Annotated in this window: 18 protein-coding genes; 17 read left to right on the top strand and 1 reads right to left on the bottom strand. The window is 40.8% G+C overall.

From position 1 onward, the window contains the following. Positions 1-279: 279 nt before the first annotated feature. From CXF61_RS11905 to tfpZ, 17 genes are all read left to right on the top strand, one after another. Positions 280-1,215, top strand: a complete 936-nt coding sequence (locus tag CXF61_RS11905) for an AraC family transcriptional regulator (RefSeq protein ID WP_102094695.1) — start codon at positions 280-282, stop codon at positions 1,213-1,215. A gap of 319 nt (positions 1,216-1,534) precedes the next feature. Then, a complete protein-coding gene (locus CXF61_RS11910) occupies positions 1,535-2,596 on the top strand; it encodes a hypothetical protein (protein ID WP_165598339.1) in 1,062 nt (353 codons plus the stop codon). 83 nt (positions 2,597-2,679) lie between these two features. Continuing rightward, entirely contained in the window at positions 2,680-3,882 is a 1,203-nt protein-coding gene (gspF, locus tag CXF61_RS11915) for a type II secretion system inner membrane protein GspF (RefSeq protein WP_134292378.1), read from the top strand. Between the two features lie 521 nt (positions 3,883-4,403). Continuing rightward, the gene (gene gspG, locus CXF61_RS11920; RefSeq protein ID WP_165598375.1) at positions 4,404-4,841 is read left to right on the top strand and encodes a type II secretion system major pseudopilin GspG; all 438 of its coding nucleotides are present in this window, start codon (positions 4,404-4,406) and stop codon (positions 4,839-4,841) included. 338 nt (positions 4,842-5,179) lie between these two features. Then, entirely contained in the window at positions 5,180-5,635 is a 456-nt protein-coding gene (locus CXF61_RS11925) for a protein-disulfide reductase DsbD domain-containing protein (protein ID WP_227526680.1), read from the top strand. 47 nt (positions 5,636-5,682) lie between these two features. Next, complete coding sequence (gene dsbD / locus CXF61_RS11930) at positions 5,683-7,812, top strand: protein-disulfide reductase DsbD (protein WP_165598341.1); 2,130 nt, start codon at positions 5,683-5,685, stop codon at positions 7,810-7,812. 384 nt (positions 7,813-8,196) lie between these two features. Further along, entirely contained in the window at positions 8,197-9,645 is a 1,449-nt protein-coding gene (locus tag CXF61_RS11935; RefSeq protein ID WP_165598342.1) for a phospholipase A, read from the top strand. Between the two features lie 75 nt (positions 9,646-9,720). After that, a complete protein-coding gene (locus CXF61_RS14215) occupies positions 9,721-10,557 on the top strand; it encodes a ComF family protein (protein WP_227526681.1) in 837 nt (278 codons plus the stop codon). 268 nt (positions 10,558-10,825) lie between these two features. Beyond that, positions 10,826-11,317 carry a pilus assembly FimT family protein gene (locus tag CXF61_RS11945; protein WP_227526682.1) on the top strand — a complete coding sequence of 164 codons (492 nt, stop codon included), beginning with the start codon at positions 10,826-10,828 and terminating at the stop codon, positions 11,315-11,317. Continuing rightward, positions 11,314-11,883 carry a type IV pilus modification protein PilV gene (gene pilV, locus CXF61_RS11950; protein WP_165598343.1) on the top strand — a complete coding sequence of 190 codons (570 nt, stop codon included), beginning with the start codon at positions 11,314-11,316 and terminating at the stop codon, positions 11,881-11,883. Before CXF61_RS11945 ends, pilV begins: the two co-directional genes overlap by 4 nt. Next, positions 11,883-13,061, top strand: a complete 1,179-nt coding sequence (locus CXF61_RS11955; protein ID WP_165598378.1) for a PilW family protein — start codon at positions 11,883-11,885, stop codon at positions 13,059-13,061. The genes pilV and CXF61_RS11955 overlap by 1 nt, the downstream gene beginning before the upstream one ends. A 40-nt stretch (positions 13,062-13,101) precedes the next feature. Further along, a complete protein-coding gene (locus CXF61_RS11960; RefSeq protein WP_165598344.1) occupies positions 13,102-13,962 on the top strand; it encodes a pilus assembly PilX family protein in 861 nt (286 codons plus the stop codon). Positions 13,963-14,026: 64 nt separating this feature from the next. Then, on the top strand, positions 14,027-17,953 hold the full coding sequence (locus CXF61_RS11965; RefSeq protein ID WP_165598345.1) for a PilC/PilY family type IV pilus protein: 3,927 nt from the start codon (positions 14,027-14,029) through the stop codon (positions 17,951-17,953). 1 nt (position 17,954) lies between these two features. Then, a complete protein-coding gene (locus CXF61_RS11970; protein ID WP_227526683.1) occupies positions 17,955-18,527 on the top strand; it encodes a prepilin-type N-terminal cleavage/methylation domain-containing protein in 573 nt (190 codons plus the stop codon). Continuing rightward, positions 18,527-18,979: a type IV pilin protein gene (locus CXF61_RS11975; RefSeq protein ID WP_165598347.1), complete on the top strand. Its 453-nt coding sequence runs from the start codon at positions 18,527-18,529 to the stop codon at positions 18,977-18,979. Before CXF61_RS11970 ends, CXF61_RS11975 begins: the two co-directional genes overlap by 1 nt. A gap of 372 nt (positions 18,980-19,351) precedes the next feature. Then, positions 19,352-19,840, top strand: coding sequence for a pilin (locus CXF61_RS11980; RefSeq protein WP_165598348.1), 489 nt, complete (start codon positions 19,352-19,354; stop codon positions 19,838-19,840). Positions 19,841-19,936: 96 nt separating this feature from the next. After that, on the top strand, positions 19,937-20,671 hold the full coding sequence (gene tfpZ, locus CXF61_RS11985) for a TfpX/TfpZ family type IV pilin accessory protein (protein ID WP_165598349.1): 735 nt from the start codon (positions 19,937-19,939) through the stop codon (positions 20,669-20,671). A 116-nt stretch (positions 20,672-20,787) separates the two neighbouring features. Here tfpZ and fdxA read toward each other — a convergent pair whose 3' ends face one another. Then, on the bottom strand, positions 20,788-21,111 hold the full coding sequence (gene fdxA / locus CXF61_RS11990; protein WP_068406370.1) for a ferredoxin FdxA: 324 nt from the start codon (positions 21,109-21,111) through the stop codon (positions 20,788-20,790). Between the last annotated feature and the right edge of the window lie 113 nt (positions 21,112-21,224).

Below are 21,224 nucleotides of genomic sequence, written 5' to 3' on the forward strand. Positions count from 1 at the left end.
ATAACCCTCCAAATTTTTATCAACATTTTCTGTAGGTTCTCCTTAAGGCCTAGCGTGACTGTGTCTCCTCTATTATTGTTTAGTAATTCTAATAAGTAAATAGAAATGACGTTTTAAATGATGCATTATGCTTAAGTGTTATCACATCCATTGTATTTAATAAAAATTATTTATTGGAGCAAGTATTGGCATAGAGCAAACCGACAGAAATTGTTATTAAGAATACTATTATTTTTTAAGATGAATCGTTATTAATCTGCATTATTGAGGAATTGATTGATGGACGCACTGAGTGTATTGCTGCAAAACGTGCATTTATTTGAGACTAAGTATTATCGTCTAAATGGCACTGGCAATTGGTCTTATTCTATTACTAGAAAAGACACCATTTTATTTTACTTAGTAATGTCTGGCGGTTTTTGCATTGATGTTGGTAATGGTCTACGAGAAGCTCGCGCTGGCGACATGATCATGATTCCGAATGCGCACAAGCATGTGAGTTATGCACTCAACCATCATGGCGATGTTGCTGAGTCGCTTGATGAGCTATTGAGTAATTGCACCGAGCGTACACTTGATATCGATGGCGATGGAGACCCCAATTCATCTTTGATACTGATCGAATGTAAGTACGACAAAGAGATGATTAATCCTCTGTTGTCAGTACTACCACCGATATTGCCTGAACTCAATGATGCTGCTGACGGTCGGTTTGAAGTGATCGATGTAGAGATAAAGCTGCTAACACTAGAGGCTGAGCGTGAGCGTATGGGCAAAACGGCCGTAATCAATCATTGGGCAAGCATCATGATGATTGAATGTTTGCGCGTATATATTGAAAGCTTGCCTGAAGCCACAGAAAACTGGCTCAAAGCCATGAAGGATCCGTTTTTGACCAAGGCGCTAGCCGCAATGCATGGGGCACCGAGTGAAAGCTGGACTATTCATCAACTTGCCGAAGTAGCAGGGATGTCGCGTTCCAGCTTTGCACAGCGTTTTAAAGATACCGTTGGTATGCCGCCACTGACTTATCTGATCGATTACCGCTTACGATTGGCGGCTCGCTATTTACGCTTACAGCAAAACAGTATTAGCCGTATCAGCGAGATGGTGGGCTACGCCTCAGATTCGACTTTTAGTCAGGCATTTAAGCGTGTGTATGGTGTCTCGCCAAAAGCATACCGTCAGCAGTATCGACAGAATAATCTTGCATAGCTTTAGTTGCTGTTTATTTAAGTTATTTAAGTAGAGTTTCGATAAGAAGCGCTAAGGTCATTTATATGTCCTTGGCGCTTTTTTAGTTTGTGAATAAATATTGTTTATAAACGTTGAGTCGCTTATATCTATAATACCTTTGGTAACTTGCTATGGCTATTTTAGTTAAGGGCAGCTGACATTGAGTCTGTGTTCAGGTACTATGGGTTGATGAGTCGTCAAGACAAAAGCGTTGATGTTATAGCGCGTTATATGTCCTTATAGGATAGGCATATAAAAGGATCGAGACGATGTTTATTTTCGCTGCTGATGGTATGTTATGACTGAACCGACCGCAAAGCTAAATGCAGAAAGTAATGGCCAACAAGAGGCTGCTGCAACTGCTAAAACAGAAAGTAATGTTGATAAAAACACTGCTATAGAGAACCCGCATGTCGGCAAAGATGCGCCGAAAAATGAGCCGGTAGAGACACCTGATAAGGCGGCATTATTGACGATGTTTACTTTGCCAGATATCGAGGCGGTAGCAACTGAAGCAGTAATATCTGAGTCATCCGATAGTCTTACAGTAGCTGCAAAACCTGCGGCTCAAGAAACCAATGTCGCTACGCAACGTGTTGCGCTTTATCGTGCTCAGCATGAGCGTACTCGACTGTTATATATGGCATCTGCCAATACGCGTCCTACTTATTTGGTACAAACCCTGAAGCCGCAATTCGCAGAATATCAGCAATATTTACTTGCGCAGCAGCTTGATAAACGTGGGTTGATGGATACGGATACGCTCGAAAGACTCTGGCAGCAGCTGCATGTGGTCGATGACATTATTGCAGATATCGTACGCCATATGCCTGCACAGCAACCCGCCGGTTGGCAGCTAACGACTCAAGATGGTCGCAATCCATTGTGCTTTGCTACAGTCGGTAAGTTAAAGCACGGCAAGCCAATTCGCGACCAAGGTAGTCTCAACAGTTATGTACTTGGGCACTTTGGCGTGAGTAGCTTTACCTACGATCGAGGCTATTATATCGGTCATGTGGTTGGTTATTTATTCAGCTGTTATTATTGTGCTCACTTGTCGATTACTTATGGCGTCACAGCCCTTGGACAGCAAGTCGTGGCTGACTATGATTACGCCAGTCTTGAAACCCCGCATATGGTCAGATTATTACAAGGTCTTGACGGTTATTGCAAAAAACGCATTTATCAGTTGGCTGTCATCTGTGCGCGCTTGAGCGTTTTTGCGAGTGATAAACGTATTGAAAGAATGCTAATCGCTGAGGTCAATGACTTTGATAAAAAGCTACAGCAGCAGCATTTGGATGTCTTGTTATTACAAGGTTTGATGCCTGATAGTAATGACTCAACGCCACTTTTTTAAGCGTAGAATGTCAAATTAAGAGAATTCTATTAAGTCATAAATCATAACTATCTACCTGTAAGCCTCTTAGGATATCTGCTGCCATGCCTGCCTATCATTTCAAAGCGCTTGACGACCATGGCGTTGTCCAAAAAGGCTTGCTAGAAGGGGACTCTGCGCGGCAAATTCGCCAGCAGCTGCGTGATAAGCAATGGACGCCCGTTGAAGTCAATCCGGTCAATGACAGACAGAGTCAGAGCAAAAACCGCTACAAAAAACCGTCTGCATACGAGCTGGCATTGCTGACACGTCAGCTATCTGTGCTACTAGCAGCGGGTATCCCACTTGAGGAAACCTTGGCAGCGGTTGCTAAACAATCTCCAAAGACTCATATCAAATCCCTAATGCTTGCGGTACGCTCACATGTCTTGGAAGGGCTCAGCTTAGCACGTTCTCTGCAACAAGCTGCTAGCTTTCCACCGTTATATATCGCTACGATTGCTGCAGGCGAAAAATCTGGCCATCTTGACCTTATCCTCAATCAGCTAGCAGACTACACCGAAAACCGTTTTGCCCTCCAAAAGAAAATCCAAGGGGCTATGGTCTATCCAATTGTCCTGATGGTAATGGCAATTGCGGTAATTATGGGGCTGATGAGCTTCGTCGTGCCCAAAATTGTCAAAGTCTTTGAACAGTCTGAGCAAGCACTGCCTTTAATTACTCAAATCGTTCTCACGCTATCGAATATCATTACTCAGTGGTGGTGGTTAATATTACTGGTATTGGCAAGTACCGCATTTTTATTCTACCGTTTTGCCCAAACGCAAGCAGGTAAATTAACTATCGATAGCGTGGTGCTTAGATTGCCGATACTAGCTAGATTGTCCAAAGGTCTGAATGCCGCGCGGTTTGCCAGTACCCTTGCGATACTAGTACGATCAGGGGTGCCACTGATTGAGGCATTACATATTGGGGCTGCGGTCACGACCAATTTACATATCCAAAAAACCATTATTACTGCGGCTGATAGGGTCACAGAAGGCTCCAGCTTGTCTAGTCAACTAGAGAAATCTACTTACTTTCCACCGATGATGGTACAGATGATAAAAAGCGGAGAAAACTCAGGCGAGCTTGAAAATATGCTGAGCCGTGCCGCCAATATGCAGGAGGCAGAAGCAACCAATTTTATCAGCACCTTATTATCATTACTTGAGCCTTTAATGCTGGTGTTGATGGGCGTAGTAGTTATGATTATTGTAATGGCGGTTATGCTACCTATCGTTAATATGAACGATTTAGCAGGCTAGGTTCAGTCGCTAGCCTATGATTCATTATGCTATTCACATACAGACAGCTTCCTATCTCCAAAACCTCTATTTAGTTCTCTTTTACTCTATTCATATCACCTAACTTGCTTGCTAAACCTTGGACTAGCTTTCTTAAGGTTTGCTTACTGTTGTATATTGTTGAACGAACGCTATTTTTGCTATGGCAAACACAAGCGCCGCGCTATAGTAAGCACGGTTTAATAGTCATACAGTTGGTGTCATTCAATATTTAGCTTCGGCTGAAATAGCAAACTCAAACTAGGCGCAGCGCTGGATAAAAATAAAACCATGGTTTATAGTGACAGTAGTTTCAGAGCTCATTGATATGTCATTAATGAGAGCTATGATAGAACGCCACTTTTACTATTTACATAACTGTGATGACCAAAGCGATGACTATGACTGACAAACTCCAAGTAAATATGACGCCAAAAAGTGCTATTCAGGATATGCAATCCCATCCGAATGTTGTAAATGACCAAAAGACTGTTTCTTCAGCTATGCAGCGCAGTGCGACAAAAAAATCTGGTCAAGCAGGATTCACTCTTATCGAGATTATGGTCGTTATTGTGATCCTAGCCATTCTTGCTGGATTAGTGGTACCAAAAGTAGTCGGTCAAAGTGATAAGGCCCGTGTGAAAACAACTGAAACGGCGCTTGCCACTGTCTCAAATGCGTTAGATATGTATAAGGTTGATAACTCCCGCTATCCGACGACCGCTCAAGGGTTAGAGGCGCTTACGACACCGCCAGCTGATGCAAAAAACTATCCTGAAGGTGGGTATATTAAAGGTGGCTATCCAACCGATGGCTGGGAAAATGAGATGCAATATGTTGCACCAGGTACTGAAGGGCGCCCTTATGATTTATTTTCGTTAGGTGCTGATGGTCAACAAGGTGGTGAAGGTCAAGATGCGGATCTTTATGCTCAGCTATAAGGCTTAATAACAGCCGTATAGTGAACAAATTCTGATACTGATATAGCTTTGTAGAATGAAACATTCGTTCATCCATGCACTTTTAACAGTTTATAAATATCAACCAATATTCTCTTATTGGTTGATATTTTTTATCAGTAGATAAATCGCCTACTGTTCAATACAAGTTTGATAGCCAGTGCTATAAATATATCTAGGCGCTCGCCAAAACAGTCATCGCAAACTGCAATTAAAGGTAATCATCTATGTCGATTCAACAGTCTAATAAATATTTTTCTAAAAACCTTTATAAATTGGTCCTAACCGTCGCAAGTACTTCATTAGTAACGGTCTTGTCAATGACATCGATCAGTGCACAAGCAGCAGGGTTAAATGACTTATTTAACAATAGCTCCTCGGCAAAATCAAAGTTCTTACCAGTGGATGAAGCCTTTCAGGTGGTCAGTAATACCAAAGCGACTTCCAAAGGCACGCGGTTGTCGATCAGTTTTGAAATTACACCAGGGCATTATGTCTATAAGGATAAGCTTACGTTAAGCTTCCCTAAAGGAATAAGCGCCACACCGTTCACTTTCAATCAAGCACCAGTATCAATCAATGATCCGACTTTTGGTCAGGTTCCTGTGTTTACGCAAAGAAGTGCCATTGCAACCACGACACTGACGACGAGTAATGGTAAGGGCGCTAAAAACGCGCCTGTTATTATTGGTTGGCAAGGGTGTGCAACCGCTGGACTATGCTACCCACCAGAAAAAGTTAAAACCAAGATAGACATTGCTGCGACACGCAGATAAATAGCGAGCAGATTGATTAAAATATTGGTAATAATAGGTAGCCATTCATGTCCATCAAGACATCACCAAAGTCCTCATCATTTAGCGTATCTACCCATTCGAAAAAATCCCGTATCTTAGCGCTTGCCATCGCTAGTGGCTCATTGTTGACAGGTTTATCAGCGACATCGACGGTACAAGCAGCAGGGTTAGGCGACCTTTTCGGTAGTAGTGAAAGCTCGTCGAAGTCAAAGTTTTTGCCAGTAGATCAAGCGTTTCAGGTGAGTACAGATAGTACCCCTGTCAAAGCAGGTACGCGGTTATCTGTTAATTTTGATATCACTCCTGAACATTACGTCTATAAAAAGCAAATTAAGCTTACGCTACCCGCTGGCGTGACGGCTGCACCTTTTACCTTTAGCCAGACACCATATTCGATAGATGATCCGACATTTGACAAAGTACTGGTATTTGACCAAGCAAATATGGTCGCTACCACCACACTGACGAACAATAGTGGCAAGAATATAGAAGACGGAGCTATCGTCGTCGGGTGGCAAGGGTGTGCAAAAGCAGGACTGTGCTATCCACCTGAAAAGATTAATACGACTGTCGATATTGCAGCTGCATCGACGCAGGTATCAGCAGATAGTGAGAGTACTGCGAGCTCGACCGATTCAGAGAATAGTGCTACGGCGACACCAGAGGAAGCAAGCTCAACAGCTCTTGATAATACTTTGCCTGATGAGGCGCAAGCACTGACAGACGATGGGGCTATTGATTATGATCTCATTGATGACAGCGCTGTAGAGTATGATTCTTTAGATAGTAGTGCGGCGACGAATACGATTTCTGCAGCAAATAGCAGCGTAACAGGCGAGACGGCCAATAGCGAAAGTACCTTGAGCAACAGTTTCGTTGATAGCGATCCTTTTGGCTTAGCCTCTCATCCATGGCTTGCCTTGCTATTGTTGTTTTTGGCAGGTTTGGGCTTGGCACTGACCCCATGTGTATTGCCCATGCTACCTATTGTGGCCAATATCGTGGCTCGTGAGCAAAACCCCACGGTCAAGCGCGGGGTTATTTTGACCACCAGTTATGCAATTGGTGTGGCGACGGCTTATGGTGTTTTGGGCGCGATCATTGCTGTATTTGGTGAGTCGTTGGGTATTATTGGCTGGCTACAAAACCCCATTATTCTCATTGGATTTGCTATCGTCTTTGTCTTGCTAGCACTATACATGCTCGGTGTTTTCACGGTTCGCTTGCCACAAGCAATCAGTCGCAAGATGCAAGGCTTGAGCCAAGCAGGGGATAGCAAGCTAGGTAGTACGGGCGGCAGTTTGCTCGCTGGGTTTTTATCAGCGCTAGTCGTGTCACCTTGTGTCTCCGCGCCGTTATTCGGGGCATTATTAGCGGTTTCTACCATTGGTAGTCCGTTGCTCGGCTTTGCCGCTTTATTTATGCTAGGTTTTGGTTTATCAGCGCCGCTTATTCTAATCGGTGCTACCCAAGGCAAGATTATGCCAAAGGCAGGCGAGTGGATGAATTGGGTCAAGCAAGGCTTTGCTTTACTACTGTTTGCTGTGGCACTGCTATTGATTGAGCGCGTGTTTATATCACCAATCATGCTTATGGTATGGGCGTTATGGTTTATGGTCGTGGCAACATGGGCATGGAGTTGGCTAGGTAAAGGTCGTATGCTGACCCAAGCATTAAGCCTTATCGCTGGTATTTGGGCGGCTTGCCTAATAGTTGGCGCTGCACTGGGTAATGACGATAGCTTACATCCATTAGCGTCATTGGGTGCAGCACCGATGATGGTACAGTCAACGTCTGGTCAACCAGTGAATAGTGGTAGCACCACTGATAAGACGATCACGACGCTTGCAGAGCTAGATGCCATTGTCGCAGCCAATCCGAATGTCATTGTCGATCTGACCGCCGAATGGTGTATTGAGTGCCGCATTATGGACAAGAACCTGTTTCATAATCGTCCAGCACAGATGCAAGGTTGGCAATTAGTGAAGCTCGACATAACTGAAACAACAGCAGACTCAAAAGCCGTGTTGTCTCGTTACCAACTCTTTGGTCCACCAGCGTTACTGTATTATATTGATGGTCAGCTAGTAAATCAGCAAGTTGGTGAGATCGGTCGCTCAGAATTTGAGCAAACATTATCGGCGTTGAACAACTAACATTTAATAATGAACACTTAAGAAACCAGTGTAATATTTCGAAAACTCTTAAGAATGTTAAGAAGGTCAGTATACTGAGAAAGTATGCTGGCTTTTTTGATGCCATTAAATTCATACTATAGAATATTTATTAAGTATTTGTTATATAAGTAATTATATTGATAGGTGGTTATTTTAACTATCGATAAAGCTAGTATCGTGCTTGTATTTTCATTACAATAAAGAAACAATGCAGCAGGGGCACTAATTGTCATTTTTTTCGCTCCTAATATCTGCGATTAGCTGATAGTCTCAGTCAATTCTATTTTAGCGATAACGCTAATGGCCATATTAATTACCTCATATACTCTGCTAGCGCTAATGCTAGTTAGATAAAGGACACTTATGTTTGCCCATACCATTACTCAGCGTCACCAACAGCCGTCTTACCAGAATGCGCATATGCCTCTTCGTATTGCAGTTGCGCTTGCGTTGAGTTGTACCGCGATACAAGTACAAGCTGCTGATGATTCTCAAACCTATAACGAACTGCCAGCACCCGGAGCTGCGTTTGAATATGAGGGTCTTGACCTATCAGAGGGTCTCGATAACAATGCGATATCTTCTGATGTAGGTACACAAAGTGGCAAAATAATTAGCAAAGAATTTATTGCCCAGCAAGCCAAGCTGTTTTCTGAATGTACTCAAGTCCAGTCTAGTGCTGCTCGACTCGCTTGTTTTGATAAAGTAGCTGACCAGGGTAAGACGCCAAGCTATACCTCAACTAAACAACCAATTGATTTGGCAAAAACCTTTCAAAGTACGGTCTCAGGTAATCCAAAAGTGGTATTGGCTGAGTCTCAAACGGCGATGAGTGGGACAACAGTTGAAGATGCAGATACCATTTTGATGACCAGTCAGCAAACAGCAGCCAGCAAATTGAAGGCAAATGGCAACGTAGAAGTAGATGCTGAAACGAATAGCGAGGCACAAATTTTAGAAAATATAGGTGTCACTCAAACAGACATCGAAAAATTCTCGCCACTCAGTCTATCTTATGACCTAGATAAAAACAGTGAGCGTGGTACTTGGACGGTTAGACCATATCGGCCGACATATCTGTTGCCATTATTTTATACTTTCGATCCCAATTTAAATCCAAATACACCATCACAAGAAACAGATCCTTTTGATTCTAATGATATACGCGAAACTGAGCTAAAATTCCAATTATCCCTAAAAACAAAAGTCGCAGAAGATTTGTTTGATACCAGTGCTGACCTATGGTTTGGTTATACCCAAGAATCACATTGGCAAGTTTATAACGAAGACAACTCACGTCCATTCCGTGCTACCGATTATCAACCTGAAATATTCTTAACCCAACCTGTGACAGCAGATTTGCCTTTTGGTGGACGTCTGCGTATGTTGGGCGCAGGTGCTGTGCATCACTCGAATGGACAAGATGATCCATTATCACGTTCATGGAATCGTGCTTACCTCATGGCGGGCGCAGAGTGGGGCAGACTCTCAGTCATACCGCGCCTATGGGCTCGAGTAAATAACGAAAGTAGTAGCGATGATGATAATCCAGATATCGAAGACTACATGGGCTATGGTGATATCAAATTCTTGTACGACTTGCCGGCTGATCAGAGCATTAGCGGTACCTTGCGCTACAATCCAGGTACCAATAAAGGTGCTGCGCAAATCGACTATATCTATCCTATCTCAGAAAACGTTAATGGTATGGTTCAGCTATTCCAGGGATATGGTGAGTCGATCATTGATTATAATCATGAAAATACCTCTATCGGCTTTGGTATCGTACTGAACGATTGGAAAGGGCTTTAATTTAGAAAGAGCATCAATTTGAGAAAGGCTCTAACATAGGTGGAATTTATTATAAGTTATGAAAAATAATAGTTTATGCGCTGTTTAGCGCCTTATCAAACTGGACTGTGGTTGGCAGAGTATATGGATATGCGCTGCCAACTATGCCGTATTTATCGTAGTACACCACAATCTCAACTACTACACCATCAAACACAATCTAGCCTACATAATATAACGAATGCGCCGCCTACACGGATAGCCTTAAAGAAACACTCTTTTCTTACTGATATCATTCATCAAGCAAACAGCTATTTGAGCAGTGGTTTACTTTGTGATCACTGTCACAATGATATTACTTGGTTGCCAAGACCTTTTGAAGTGGATATCGCTCCTAGTATATCTCTATCTATCCAAGCCTCCACCTACTATGAGTATCCGATACGTCAAGCTATCCGAGCATTTAAGCATCAAGAGGATATGACGAAATTGCCGTTACTATTACATGCCATACGTCAATTACCGCGTCCACACGGTTGTCATCGCAATAACAGTGTGATTGTTGCTATGCCAACGACAAGTCAACGATTGGTCAAACGTGGGTTCGATCCTGTCAGTATTCTCTCTGCCCAATTGTCTAAACATTGGCAAATCCCTTTATGGCAAGGCGTTAAGCGCATTGACGATACAATTAGTCAGCAAGGACTGACTCGTGCCGAACGTCTTAGTAACTTAGATAACGCTTTTGCTCTAATCGAAAAGCCCCCTACAAAACGCTTACTACTATTCGATGATGTATCTACCACAGGTGCAAGCTTACAAGCATTAGCGCGAGCGTTCATTCCACCTGCAACAGTGAAATCAGCAAAAGATAGCAGCCACAATAGTTATCAAATTTCTGCCTACGTATTAGCACATGGCAGTCAGTCCTAAAAATCATCTATCTAATTGAAATTATTAATATATTGCTTATATATCATCGTAACGCTATATTATTAAATACATACATATTTACTGGTCTATCAAGTATGTATTATTGTTCATCCGTATATAACATGAACAGAATGTTGTGGAACAAAAATTGCATATTATTAGTTAAGCTAATTATAAAACTATTAGCAAAACTGACACTAGATTTTAGTTATTTTAAAACAAAGACTGATAAGAGACAGACATTAGCAGTGCTAAATAGGAACACGATGTGAATGCATCTTTGAACACTCCACTACCTAAGCTAAAGAACGTAAGCTCAGGTTTTACCTTAATTGAATTAATGGTAACCATTGCTGTCCTTGCAATTATTGTAAGTGTTGCAGCGCCGAATATTAGTACCCAACTTGCTAATCAGCGTGTGAAGTCGACAGCTGCGACGCTTGCTAATGCACTAAAAGAAGCTAAAGTCGAAAGCGTTATTCGTCGTCAACCACTAACGATAAGCTTTGATAATACTAGTAAGGTAATAAATATTCAGCATATAGTGTCAGGTACGGTAGATAGCACGGTAGAAAGTTATAGGTATGATGCTAAAAGTACAATTAAATCAGATCGTAGCAGTAATGAATTTAAACCAAATAAAGTCGCAGAAGTTACCACATATACTATATGCGATAGCAATAGTGCAGCTAGTCCTATAAAAATCTTAGTCAGTGCTACTGCCGTTATTAGTAATAGATCCGAAGGAACGTGCCCATGACTAAAATTATTAACCAACAAGGTGTGGGTTTGGTTGAGGTGCTAGTTGCTCTGTTACTACTAGCAGTTGCAGTATTGGGATTTAGTGCACTCAATATGGTATCTATAAAAGCAACAGATGATAGCGTGCTAATAGCAAATGCTAATACAGTAATGCGTGGCTTGTCTGAAGATTTACGATTAAATTCTAATAATATACTGGCTTATCAAAAGGATATCCAAAGTGTATTAAGCAAAGTATCTGCCTCAAAGAATTACTGTGCAGCTGTCGAAGACTATAAAACGAGTACTGTCACAAAGAACTGTGATAGTGAGTCATGTACCGAAGAACAGCTAGGTCAATACAATAGCTGGAGTACGATGAAACAAGCATGTGAAAACGGCGTTTTACTCAATATGATTACTTGTCCCGGTACTGCGGACAAACAGTTACGTCAATGTATTATCACTTCATGGAACGGAACAGAGCCAGTGTTTGGAGTCAGTTCAGCGAGTAGTAAGGCTTGTGCCGATGAGCTTGGAATATATCATGCAGGCTCTGATTGCTTGATTATGGAGTCTTACTAATGAATATTAAATATACTCAGGACGGCTTTTCTTTAATAGAACTAATGATCTCTCTTACCTTAGGTCTTTTAATCTCAGCAGCGGTCATGCAAATTTATTTGACCAGCGTTAAAACCAGTAGCGTACAGGCTGGCGGTACAGATATATTAGAAGCGAGTATTTTTGGTATTCAAAATATAGAAAAAAGCGTAAGACTCAGCAATCTAGGAATGGCAGATACTAACAATCCTTTTACCCCTTTAGCCGGTTTAGTCATGACTAGTGACAGCAGTTTGGTTAGTGATACTCAGACAGATACTTCCAAAAACAACATGAATAGTATCAAAATGGGAGGAACGAAATCGAGTGCTGGTGGTGCAGATATCACAGATGGGTATCTAACTAGAAGCGGCAACCAGAGTACCAGCAGTGATAATAATGCTTGGAACGCAGAAAATAGTAATGTTGCAGGCCTGAAAAGTTCACAACTGACGATACAGTATGAAGCGCCGCAAAACATGTACGATTGTGAAGGTTCTTTAGTTCGAGGGCCTGTAGAGATAGATCGGGATGGACGTTTGACGATGATACCAGGACAGGTTGTTATTGAAAGGTATTTTCTTAACGAAGTCACTCAGAGTAATAAGTCTAATTATGAATCAAGTATAAAAAGTTATGAGCTACGTTGTGACGCTGGACGTTATATCAAAGAAGACTTGAATACAGCAGAACTTGCAGCACAAGAAATCAGTGGTAAGGACAGTACTAAATTAGTGGCTACTCGGAATATAAGAGATTTTGGGGATGCTGGAGAAGTCGTTATTCCAAGAGTTGATTATTTTGGTGTCTTGCTAGGAGTAGAGGTTGTCGCTACCAGTCCAACTAATACTTCGGTTAGTTTAAGGTATTTTACTCCTGAACAATATATGAGTTTTTTGAAAACTGTTCAACAGGCAGAATCTTCAGCTAGTACGTCTACTATAACGACGACAGATATTATATCTGCAAAACTGTCTGTTTTAGTACGAGCTGATCGCCCCATTACAGGGGAGAGTGGAGCATCTAGTTTTATAGTATTTGGAGAAAAAAGAGATTTGTCTTCAGATACTTCCAGCGCTTTTATTCGCAGAGTATATGAGTCGAATATTATGTTGAGAAACTCAAGAGCTGTTAAAGAAAGCTCTATACCCAGTATCTAGTTGATGAAGCGGATAATCTGACTGAAAGAGGATAAATGAGATGACTAGACAATCACAGGAAGGCGTTACTCTTATCGTAGTATTGATGTTCTTAATGCTCATTACTTTAGTGGGTATTATTGCGGTTAAGAGAAGTACAACAGATTTAAAAGTAGCCACTGCTGATCAAATAGACACGTTTTTATTAAACTCTTCAGATAGCGCAAATAAGCGTATTGAGAAAATATTTGATAACGATACAGATCAAGATTATGTAGATGCAGTGATAGAAGGGACGGGAATGTTTGGCTATTATCTTTCTCAAGCAGGTAGTACAAATCGCGATGATCAATATATTTTTTGTTATAACGCACGACTAAATAGCTTTGCTAAATTGAATCAAGCCAGCATCATAAAACCTAATGGGGGTACGGTGATGACAACGGGTAGTGGATACTGTGATATATCAAAGACGGAAAGCTACTCTAGTGCTCGTAGTAACTCAGTAACGCAAATTAATATTACTCGCCCATCGCGTGTAGTTGTAGGACAAGGGGGCTTTAAATCAGTAACACAAGGATCTGGTATACAAGCTAATGAGCCAAGCAACGAGTCTGCTGTCTTTAATATTCGTTCTACTTCTATATTACCTAGTCTATCGAATGCTAGTAAGGAAGATATAAACGACTGTCTTAAAAAACCTATTGACCCTAATGATGGTAGCACTGAATCACTGGATGAATGTATGAAAGATGAAGGGGTTGCGACTAAAACACTAGTTCAGCAAGCTTATGTTAAGAACGTCATAGACAATACTGTTTGTTATGGGTTTGGTGTAGGAGACGGTAAAATAGATGAAGATTGTCAGAAACTGGTTGGCATTGATGTCAATGGTAACCGTAAAACAGCCGCTAACAATTAATTGATAGATAAACAAGGCATCCATTAGCCCTTTTAACAGTTGTAGTTAAATAAGAGTACTCATCATGATTTTAAAAAAGCTCATACCTAATCAGTTACGATATTCTAAGCTTAGCCAGACTGTTAAGCCTTTATGCTATGCCGTTGCACTCTCTATGGTGGCTTTACCCGTTAATGCGGGTAGGAACGATCTGGGTGATTTGGAAATATATAAAGCAGCAGAATCAGGTGGTGCTGTACTAACGCTAATGCTCGATACTTCGGGATCTATGAGTACGAAAGATTTTAGGGGTGGTGATTCTCGACTGACCATATTACAAAAGGCTTTGACGGATTTATTATCAAAAAAAGATGCGTCCGGTAATTATACCTTATCAAGTAATAATATCATCGGTCTGGGTCAATACTCTGTGGACAAAGACGGTGATGGATGGGTTGATGGCAAAGCAGGTAGTATCTTAGTACCAGCACGTAAGCTTGACGAAGTACAACGTACTAAACTTATTGCTACTCTAACAGCTTTTAGCGCAAGTGGTAATACACCAGCCGCCAATGCTTATGCTGAAGCAGGTGCGTATATGATGGGTACCAATACTGTTACTAAAGAAGAGGGAAATGAAAGAGCTTTTAAAGTCTTAGGTAGAACAACTAAGATTAATGGAAGATTTGTATTAGAAAAGTGTGATAGTAATTTGTCTACTATAACAACGATTCTTGGCACAGGAAGTAGCGATCGTTTATCAGCAATCGATTGTAGACCAGGAAGATACACCGCAATCGAAAACAGTAGAATAGTCAATAGCTTGACAGGTAATGATGGCTTAGCTAGAGAAATTATCCCTGGAGGGGTTGACGACTTCTGGATAGAAAAAGGTGGAGACATTCGTTACTACCTCAAAAGTAATCAAAAAGTTAGTATTGTAAAAGATACCGATGAAAGTGGCTATACTGCGTCAGCTCTAGATACTAAAAATCCAGATGATGACTATTTTACTTATGCAGCCCCGGTTTCTGACTCGCAATGTAGTGGCTATGGCATTTACTTTTTGACAGATGGTGTACCTAACGGATCGTCTAATTCCACTGCTTCTGGTTTGATGAACTTAAGTCTCGAAGGAAATGGAAGCGCTTTGAGTCTGGACGGTACTTGTTCTGGTGGTCTAAGCAAGATTAATAATAGCACTGGCTGGGCATGTATGGGTGAGTACTCTAAAAAACTGCGAGACGTCACCAATCCTTCCAAACGCTCAATACTAACCGCCACGGTCGGGTTTGGTAAAGAATTTGCTGGTATTAAGACTTCGGTAGATGGCACTGGTAAGACAGTATATGATTGTGATAACACAGCACCAGGATCAGATGATCCTTCTCAACATGTCAGAAACCTATGTAAACTCGGTAGTGAGGCGTATGGTGGCGGTGGGTTTTATTATACAACAGATGCGGATAGCCTTGCAGCTAGCGTGACGAGCTTTACAGCTAAACTAACTCAAATTATCGAAACAGCCCCTTCAGGTACCATTACGATTCCCAATGATCCATTAAGCTCTACTAATTTACAGCCATTTGCTTATTTACCTATGCTCGAGCCAAAAGTAGCTGGTTCTCAGTATGTATGGCCTGGAAATTTAAAGAAATACAATGTCTATCAAGGTACGCTATATGGTAAATCTACTTTCCCATTTAGTGAGTCTAGTAGATTATATGTAGATGATGATGGTGATGATTTTCCAGATGATTTAAGCACAAGTACTCAAGATCTGTGGAGTACCACAGATTACAAAAATGATAAAGGTGAAAGTGCGAATAATTCGATCTATGCAGGTGGCGCTTATGCACGTTTAAAGGCGCCGACTGCCGGAACTAATGCTAGTACTACTCGTAATGTGTATGTTGAGAGTGGTACAGGTAGTAATGCCAAGTTAGTAAATATTAAAGTGACAAATGGTACTGTGATTGGGTTTGATCAATTGGATTCAGATTATGGTGTAGCAGAAAAGTTGTATCTACTATCCTTTTTGGGATACAGCGTGTCCACAGATGCTGCAGCAACTATTACTGCTTTAAATACAGCCGCCGAACAAACAACAGCATTTAATGACATAGTAAAAAATCCACCAACTCAAGAGGTGAAGGTATTAGGAGGAGTCGTTCATTCAAAGCCAAGACAAGTGTCGTATGGTGCAGACTTTACAACTGATGGTGAGATATCTAACGATGAGAAAGATCGTGATGACTATATTATGTTTGGTTCCATGGATGGTGCATTACACTTAGTATCAGCAGAAAAAGGCGAGGAAACTTTTGCTTTTATTCCTAAAACTATTATCAAGAAGCAACTAAAAGCGCTGAAAGCCGACAGTGAAGGCTCTGTAGGCAGAACAGTATTCGGCGTTGACGCACCATGGACGAGTAGTTCAGTGCTAGAGTATGACTTTTCAGGAACCACCAAAAAAGTAAAAGCGACGTCAGTAAAAGCTTATGGTGGCCTAAGAATGGGTGGTAAAGGCATATACGGCTTAGATCTCACTACAAAGGACAAACCAACCTTCTTATTCTCTAAAAATACGACTGATACTGGTTTCTCCCGTCTAGGTCAAGTGTGGAGTGAGCCTACGGCTGCAAAAATCAGAGTGAAAAACGGAACAAAATACGAATCTAAGGATGTGATCATCGTTGCTGGTGGTTATGATACTTGCTATGAAAACCCAAGCTTCCAACTACAATCTAGTGGTGACAACACAAGTTGCGATAAAAAAACTCAGGCAGAAGGTAATGTGGTTTATATATTAGATGCCAGTGATGGCAGCATTATCTCATCTATATCAGGTAGCGATAGTGGTACGAACCACACTAAAGTCGATAGTATGAAGCATAGTGTGGTAGCTGGAGTTACTGCCTTAGATCGTGACGATGACGGCAATGTTGATCATCTGTATTATGCGGATCTAGGTGGGAGTGTGTACCGCGTTGATCTAAACTCAGGTGCTACAAATGCCAGTTTGGTAAAACGAGTAGTTAGAGTGCTCAATGCTAGCTCTGGGCAGACACTACCATATCGGTTCTACGAGAGACCCATTGTCAGTTTCTACACCAGTCCCTATCAAGAAATATTTGCTTCGGTAACCATTGCATCAGGAGATCGCAGTACGCCGCTTTCTATGCTGAGAGATACTGATAACCCTAACTATTTATTTAATCTTTTTGATTATGATATCGCTCAACCTAGTATTTTTAGCTATACAGCTGATAGTTTGACGACTACAGATAAAACAATTGATGATTTAGTTAACCTACCATTTAATGAAAATGATGCTTTGAAAGATATAACTAATCGTAAAACGCTGTTACAGACGATAGCGAAAGGAGCCTATGACGATGATGAGAAACGTTATATCTACGATTATGCAGGCTGGCGTTATCCACTAACCTATTTTGATGGGTATAGCGGTGTAGAGGGAGTAAAGTCTGTAGGAGAACCTTTAGCATATGGCAATAGATTATATACAACTGTCTATAGTCCAGAAATGGTTTATGATCAGACAAATAACTGTTCTGCTAGAGTAGTAGGCGGCTCAGAACGACAAGTATATTGTATGCCTTATGGAGTATGCGATGATACTGAATCGCTTGATGGAACAGCTGGATATACTCGGGCTGGTAAAGGAATACAAGAACTGACATTAGGTGCTTATAGTAAAGACCAGCGTAATGTCAAAATGCTGATCGGTCCACAGTCACTGGCTGACCAAGTTAAAATTGCTAATCGAAATAACAATAATGTTGGTTCAGGGGGATTAAACCAAACCGATGAGGCTGGCTTGCAAGTAACGAATAATACAATAGTAAATGATGGTACAACTGGTAGTGGTGGTAAGTCTGATAATGTAGTCGCTACAAACGGTAAAGCCACAAGCGACAGTAATCTTGGGTATGAAAAATATAAATTCATACCGAAAAGATGGTATGAGCTTTATGAAGAGGAAAAATAGAGTGCATGCTTCAGCTAAGAGCCACGGTAATAACCCAAAGCTTCAATCATCAGGTTTTACTTTAATAGAGTTGATGATTGTCGTGGTTATTGTTGCCATACTAGCTGCTATTGCGATCCCAAGCTATCGTCAATATGCGATTATGAATGCTGAACGTGATGTACAAGCTAAAATGCTGCAGTTAGAGATACAATTAGAGCGATGGCGGGCAACAGCGCTAACTTATAAAGGTTTTAGACCAAAAGTAGTTAGCAGTAGTAGCGCAGCGACGTACGCCTATGATGCTAATAACACGACTATTTATGTTCCTCAAGGTAGTGATTCAACCAATTATCATTATCAGATTACATTAGTGGATGGTGCCAATACTGCTAGCTCATTAGTACCAGCTACTACGACAGGTATTGACAATACAACTGGTAGAAGCTGGAAGATGTTAGCTGAACCAAGAGGTTCGGGGATTACAGAATATGCTAGATATTTTATGATATCTAGCACAGGTTTAAGCTGTCAAAATAAAAATAAAGTGAAAATAGGAGATAGTGATTGTGGTACGGGTCAAGGAGAGTGGTGATGTGGATTGATTCGAACACGACAGTCACCGTTTTTAAGAAGCATTCTGGTTTTACATTGATCGAACTAATGATCGTCGTCGCCATCATTGGAATTCTAGCTGCAATTGCTTATCCAAGTTACCAACAATATGTTATCAAGACTAAACGCACCGATATGATGAGCGAGATGCATAATATTGCCTCTGAAATACAAAGTCGTAAGTTGGCGCAAGGGGCCTATAGCAATGCTCTGATTACAGGGTTGAGCGGAGATTATCCTAAGCAAGGTGATGCTCTATATACAATAAGCTTTACTCCTAATCCGCTCACCTCGGATTGGAGTATCATAGCCACGCCTAAAAATGCCAGTCAAATGGCGAACGATGGTACATTGAGTTTAAATTTTCAAAGCATAAAATGTCGTGGGGATGGTACAAGTAAAAAATGCGGAACAGGCGATCAATGGAGATGATTTTCTAGTGAGATACTTTGTATATAGCTGACAAAAAATGTCAGCTGTCATTACACTAAATATCTGTCTATTACATAAACTGACAATTTTAAGCAATATAGTAGTAATATTTACACAGACAGTTATCAAATACCAAAAGTATAAGCATCTATATAGTATAGGTATCAATAAAAAACATATTGTTTATAATAATAATTAGGTTAACGATAATAAGTTGGCACGCTACCTGCAACAATAATAGTACGAAGGTTAGATGAGTAGATTAAGTAACTACTCAACCTAACAAACCCTATATTTATGATAGATAGCAAATAGTGATACCGAATAACGTATCAATTAATTTGTTATCACTTTGCCCTAAAGGACAAGTCTATGAACGCTCAAAAAGGTTTTACCTTAATCGAATTAATGATCGTCATCGCTATTATCGGTATCTTGGCGGCGATCGCGCTTCCTGCTTATCAGGATTACACTAAACGTGCTAAAGTTTCGGAAGGCTTATCACTGGCCTCGTCAGCTAAAACATCAGTTACAGAAAATGCGTCGAATGCAGCTAAGTATAGCTTAGGCTGGACAGCTCCTTCTGCAACTGTAAACGTTAAAAGTGTGGGTATTACAGATGCTAATGGTGAGGTCACGATTTCTTATGATACTCCTGTAGCTGTGGCTAAAGCTAATACATTGGTATTAGTACCATATACTGGCCCTAATACTAAGCCTGTAGCCTTACCTAACTCTACAAAAGCATATACTCCACCTTCAGGTAATATTAGCTGGGCTTGTAAAGCAGCTGGTAGTTCTTTTACTATTGGAACAAAAGGGACCTTAGCTTCTGAGTTAGCACCAAGTAACTGTCGTTAATAGTTAGTTTAGGTAATAGCTAATTGATATATATAAAAGACTGGGTAACCAGTCTTTTTTTTGTTCTAACAAATATAAAAGCATGGTAGTCAAAGAATGAGTGATAAACTGAAGTTTAGTGTGATGTATCTAGCGATAGCGACAGTGGTGCTTCTAGTAGCTGTTACAGTCTTCTACAGTTTATGGTATCCACACCCTTTGTTACTCGCTACAGGTACTCAAAAATTGTTACAGACAATAGCTTTGGTTAATATAGGACTGGCTGTTGGCTTAGCATTGATGATTTTTAGAAAAACAAAGCCGGACTTTATAAAAGATATGGTTATATCTGCGCTAGTGCAGCTGATATTTTTAATGATTTCTATTTATGGTGTTTATCAAATAAGGCCTATATGGATAGCTTATAATGTTGATCGTTTTGAGCTTGTTTTGCATACTGATTTGGTCACTACTAAGATTAACGACGCTGATAATAGATTTAAAAAACCCAGCTATTTATCTCCACAGTACGTTGGCGTTGAGTTATCAGCAGATAATGAAGAGCGCAACAGTAATATGTTTGATGAGGTGCTTCACGGTATTTCTATTGCTCAAAGACCAGAAAGATATATACCAATTGAGCAAGTAAGCACACAAATAAAAGAGCGTGCACAGGATTTAGTACTACTAGAGAAGTATAATAATAAAAATGACGTCCAGTTTCTATTGAAAAAATATCCACAAGCAGATAGTTTTGTACCTCTGCAAGCAAAAGCGGTAAATATGACGGTACTTTTAAATAAGAGTGAAGATAATCAAGTAGTGGCAATCGTAGATTTGCGACCTTGGTAGAGTTAAAAAAACACAGACTACGAGATAATTATTAGAGTAGAATTTAGATAAAAAAAAGACCGCAGCAAAAGCCACAGCCTAATTTATGAAAAATAAATCATTTATAGCATAAAAATCTACTTCTCTAAATACTGAATCTTGCCTTCGACACCATCCCACTTTGCCGCTTCTGGCAATTGACCTTTCATCTCAGTGATGTTTGGCCATTTTTGTGCCAGCTCTTCATTTAGCTGAATAAATACTTCTTGCCCTTTTGGCACTTCATCTTCTGAAAATATCGCATTGGCGGGGCATTCAGGCTCGCATAGCGCGCAGTCGATACACTCATCAGGGTCGATGGCGAGGAAGTTCGGGCCTTCATAAAAGCAGTCCACAGGGCAGACTTCCACACAGTCGGTGTATTTGCAAAGAATGCAGTTATCTGTAACGACAAAGGTCATAGTGGTCTACCTGTTATTGGTTTGGCTGATATAGTCAATCTCTTTCAAAAGAACTACTGTGTCAACCTTGCTTGAAGTATTATTTATACCTCTGCGCTCAGCTGCATTGTAAT

The sequence above is a fragment of the Psychrobacter sp. 4Dc genome, assembly GCF_002836715.1.
GTDB lineage: Bacteria > Pseudomonadota > Gammaproteobacteria > Pseudomonadales > Moraxellaceae > Psychrobacter.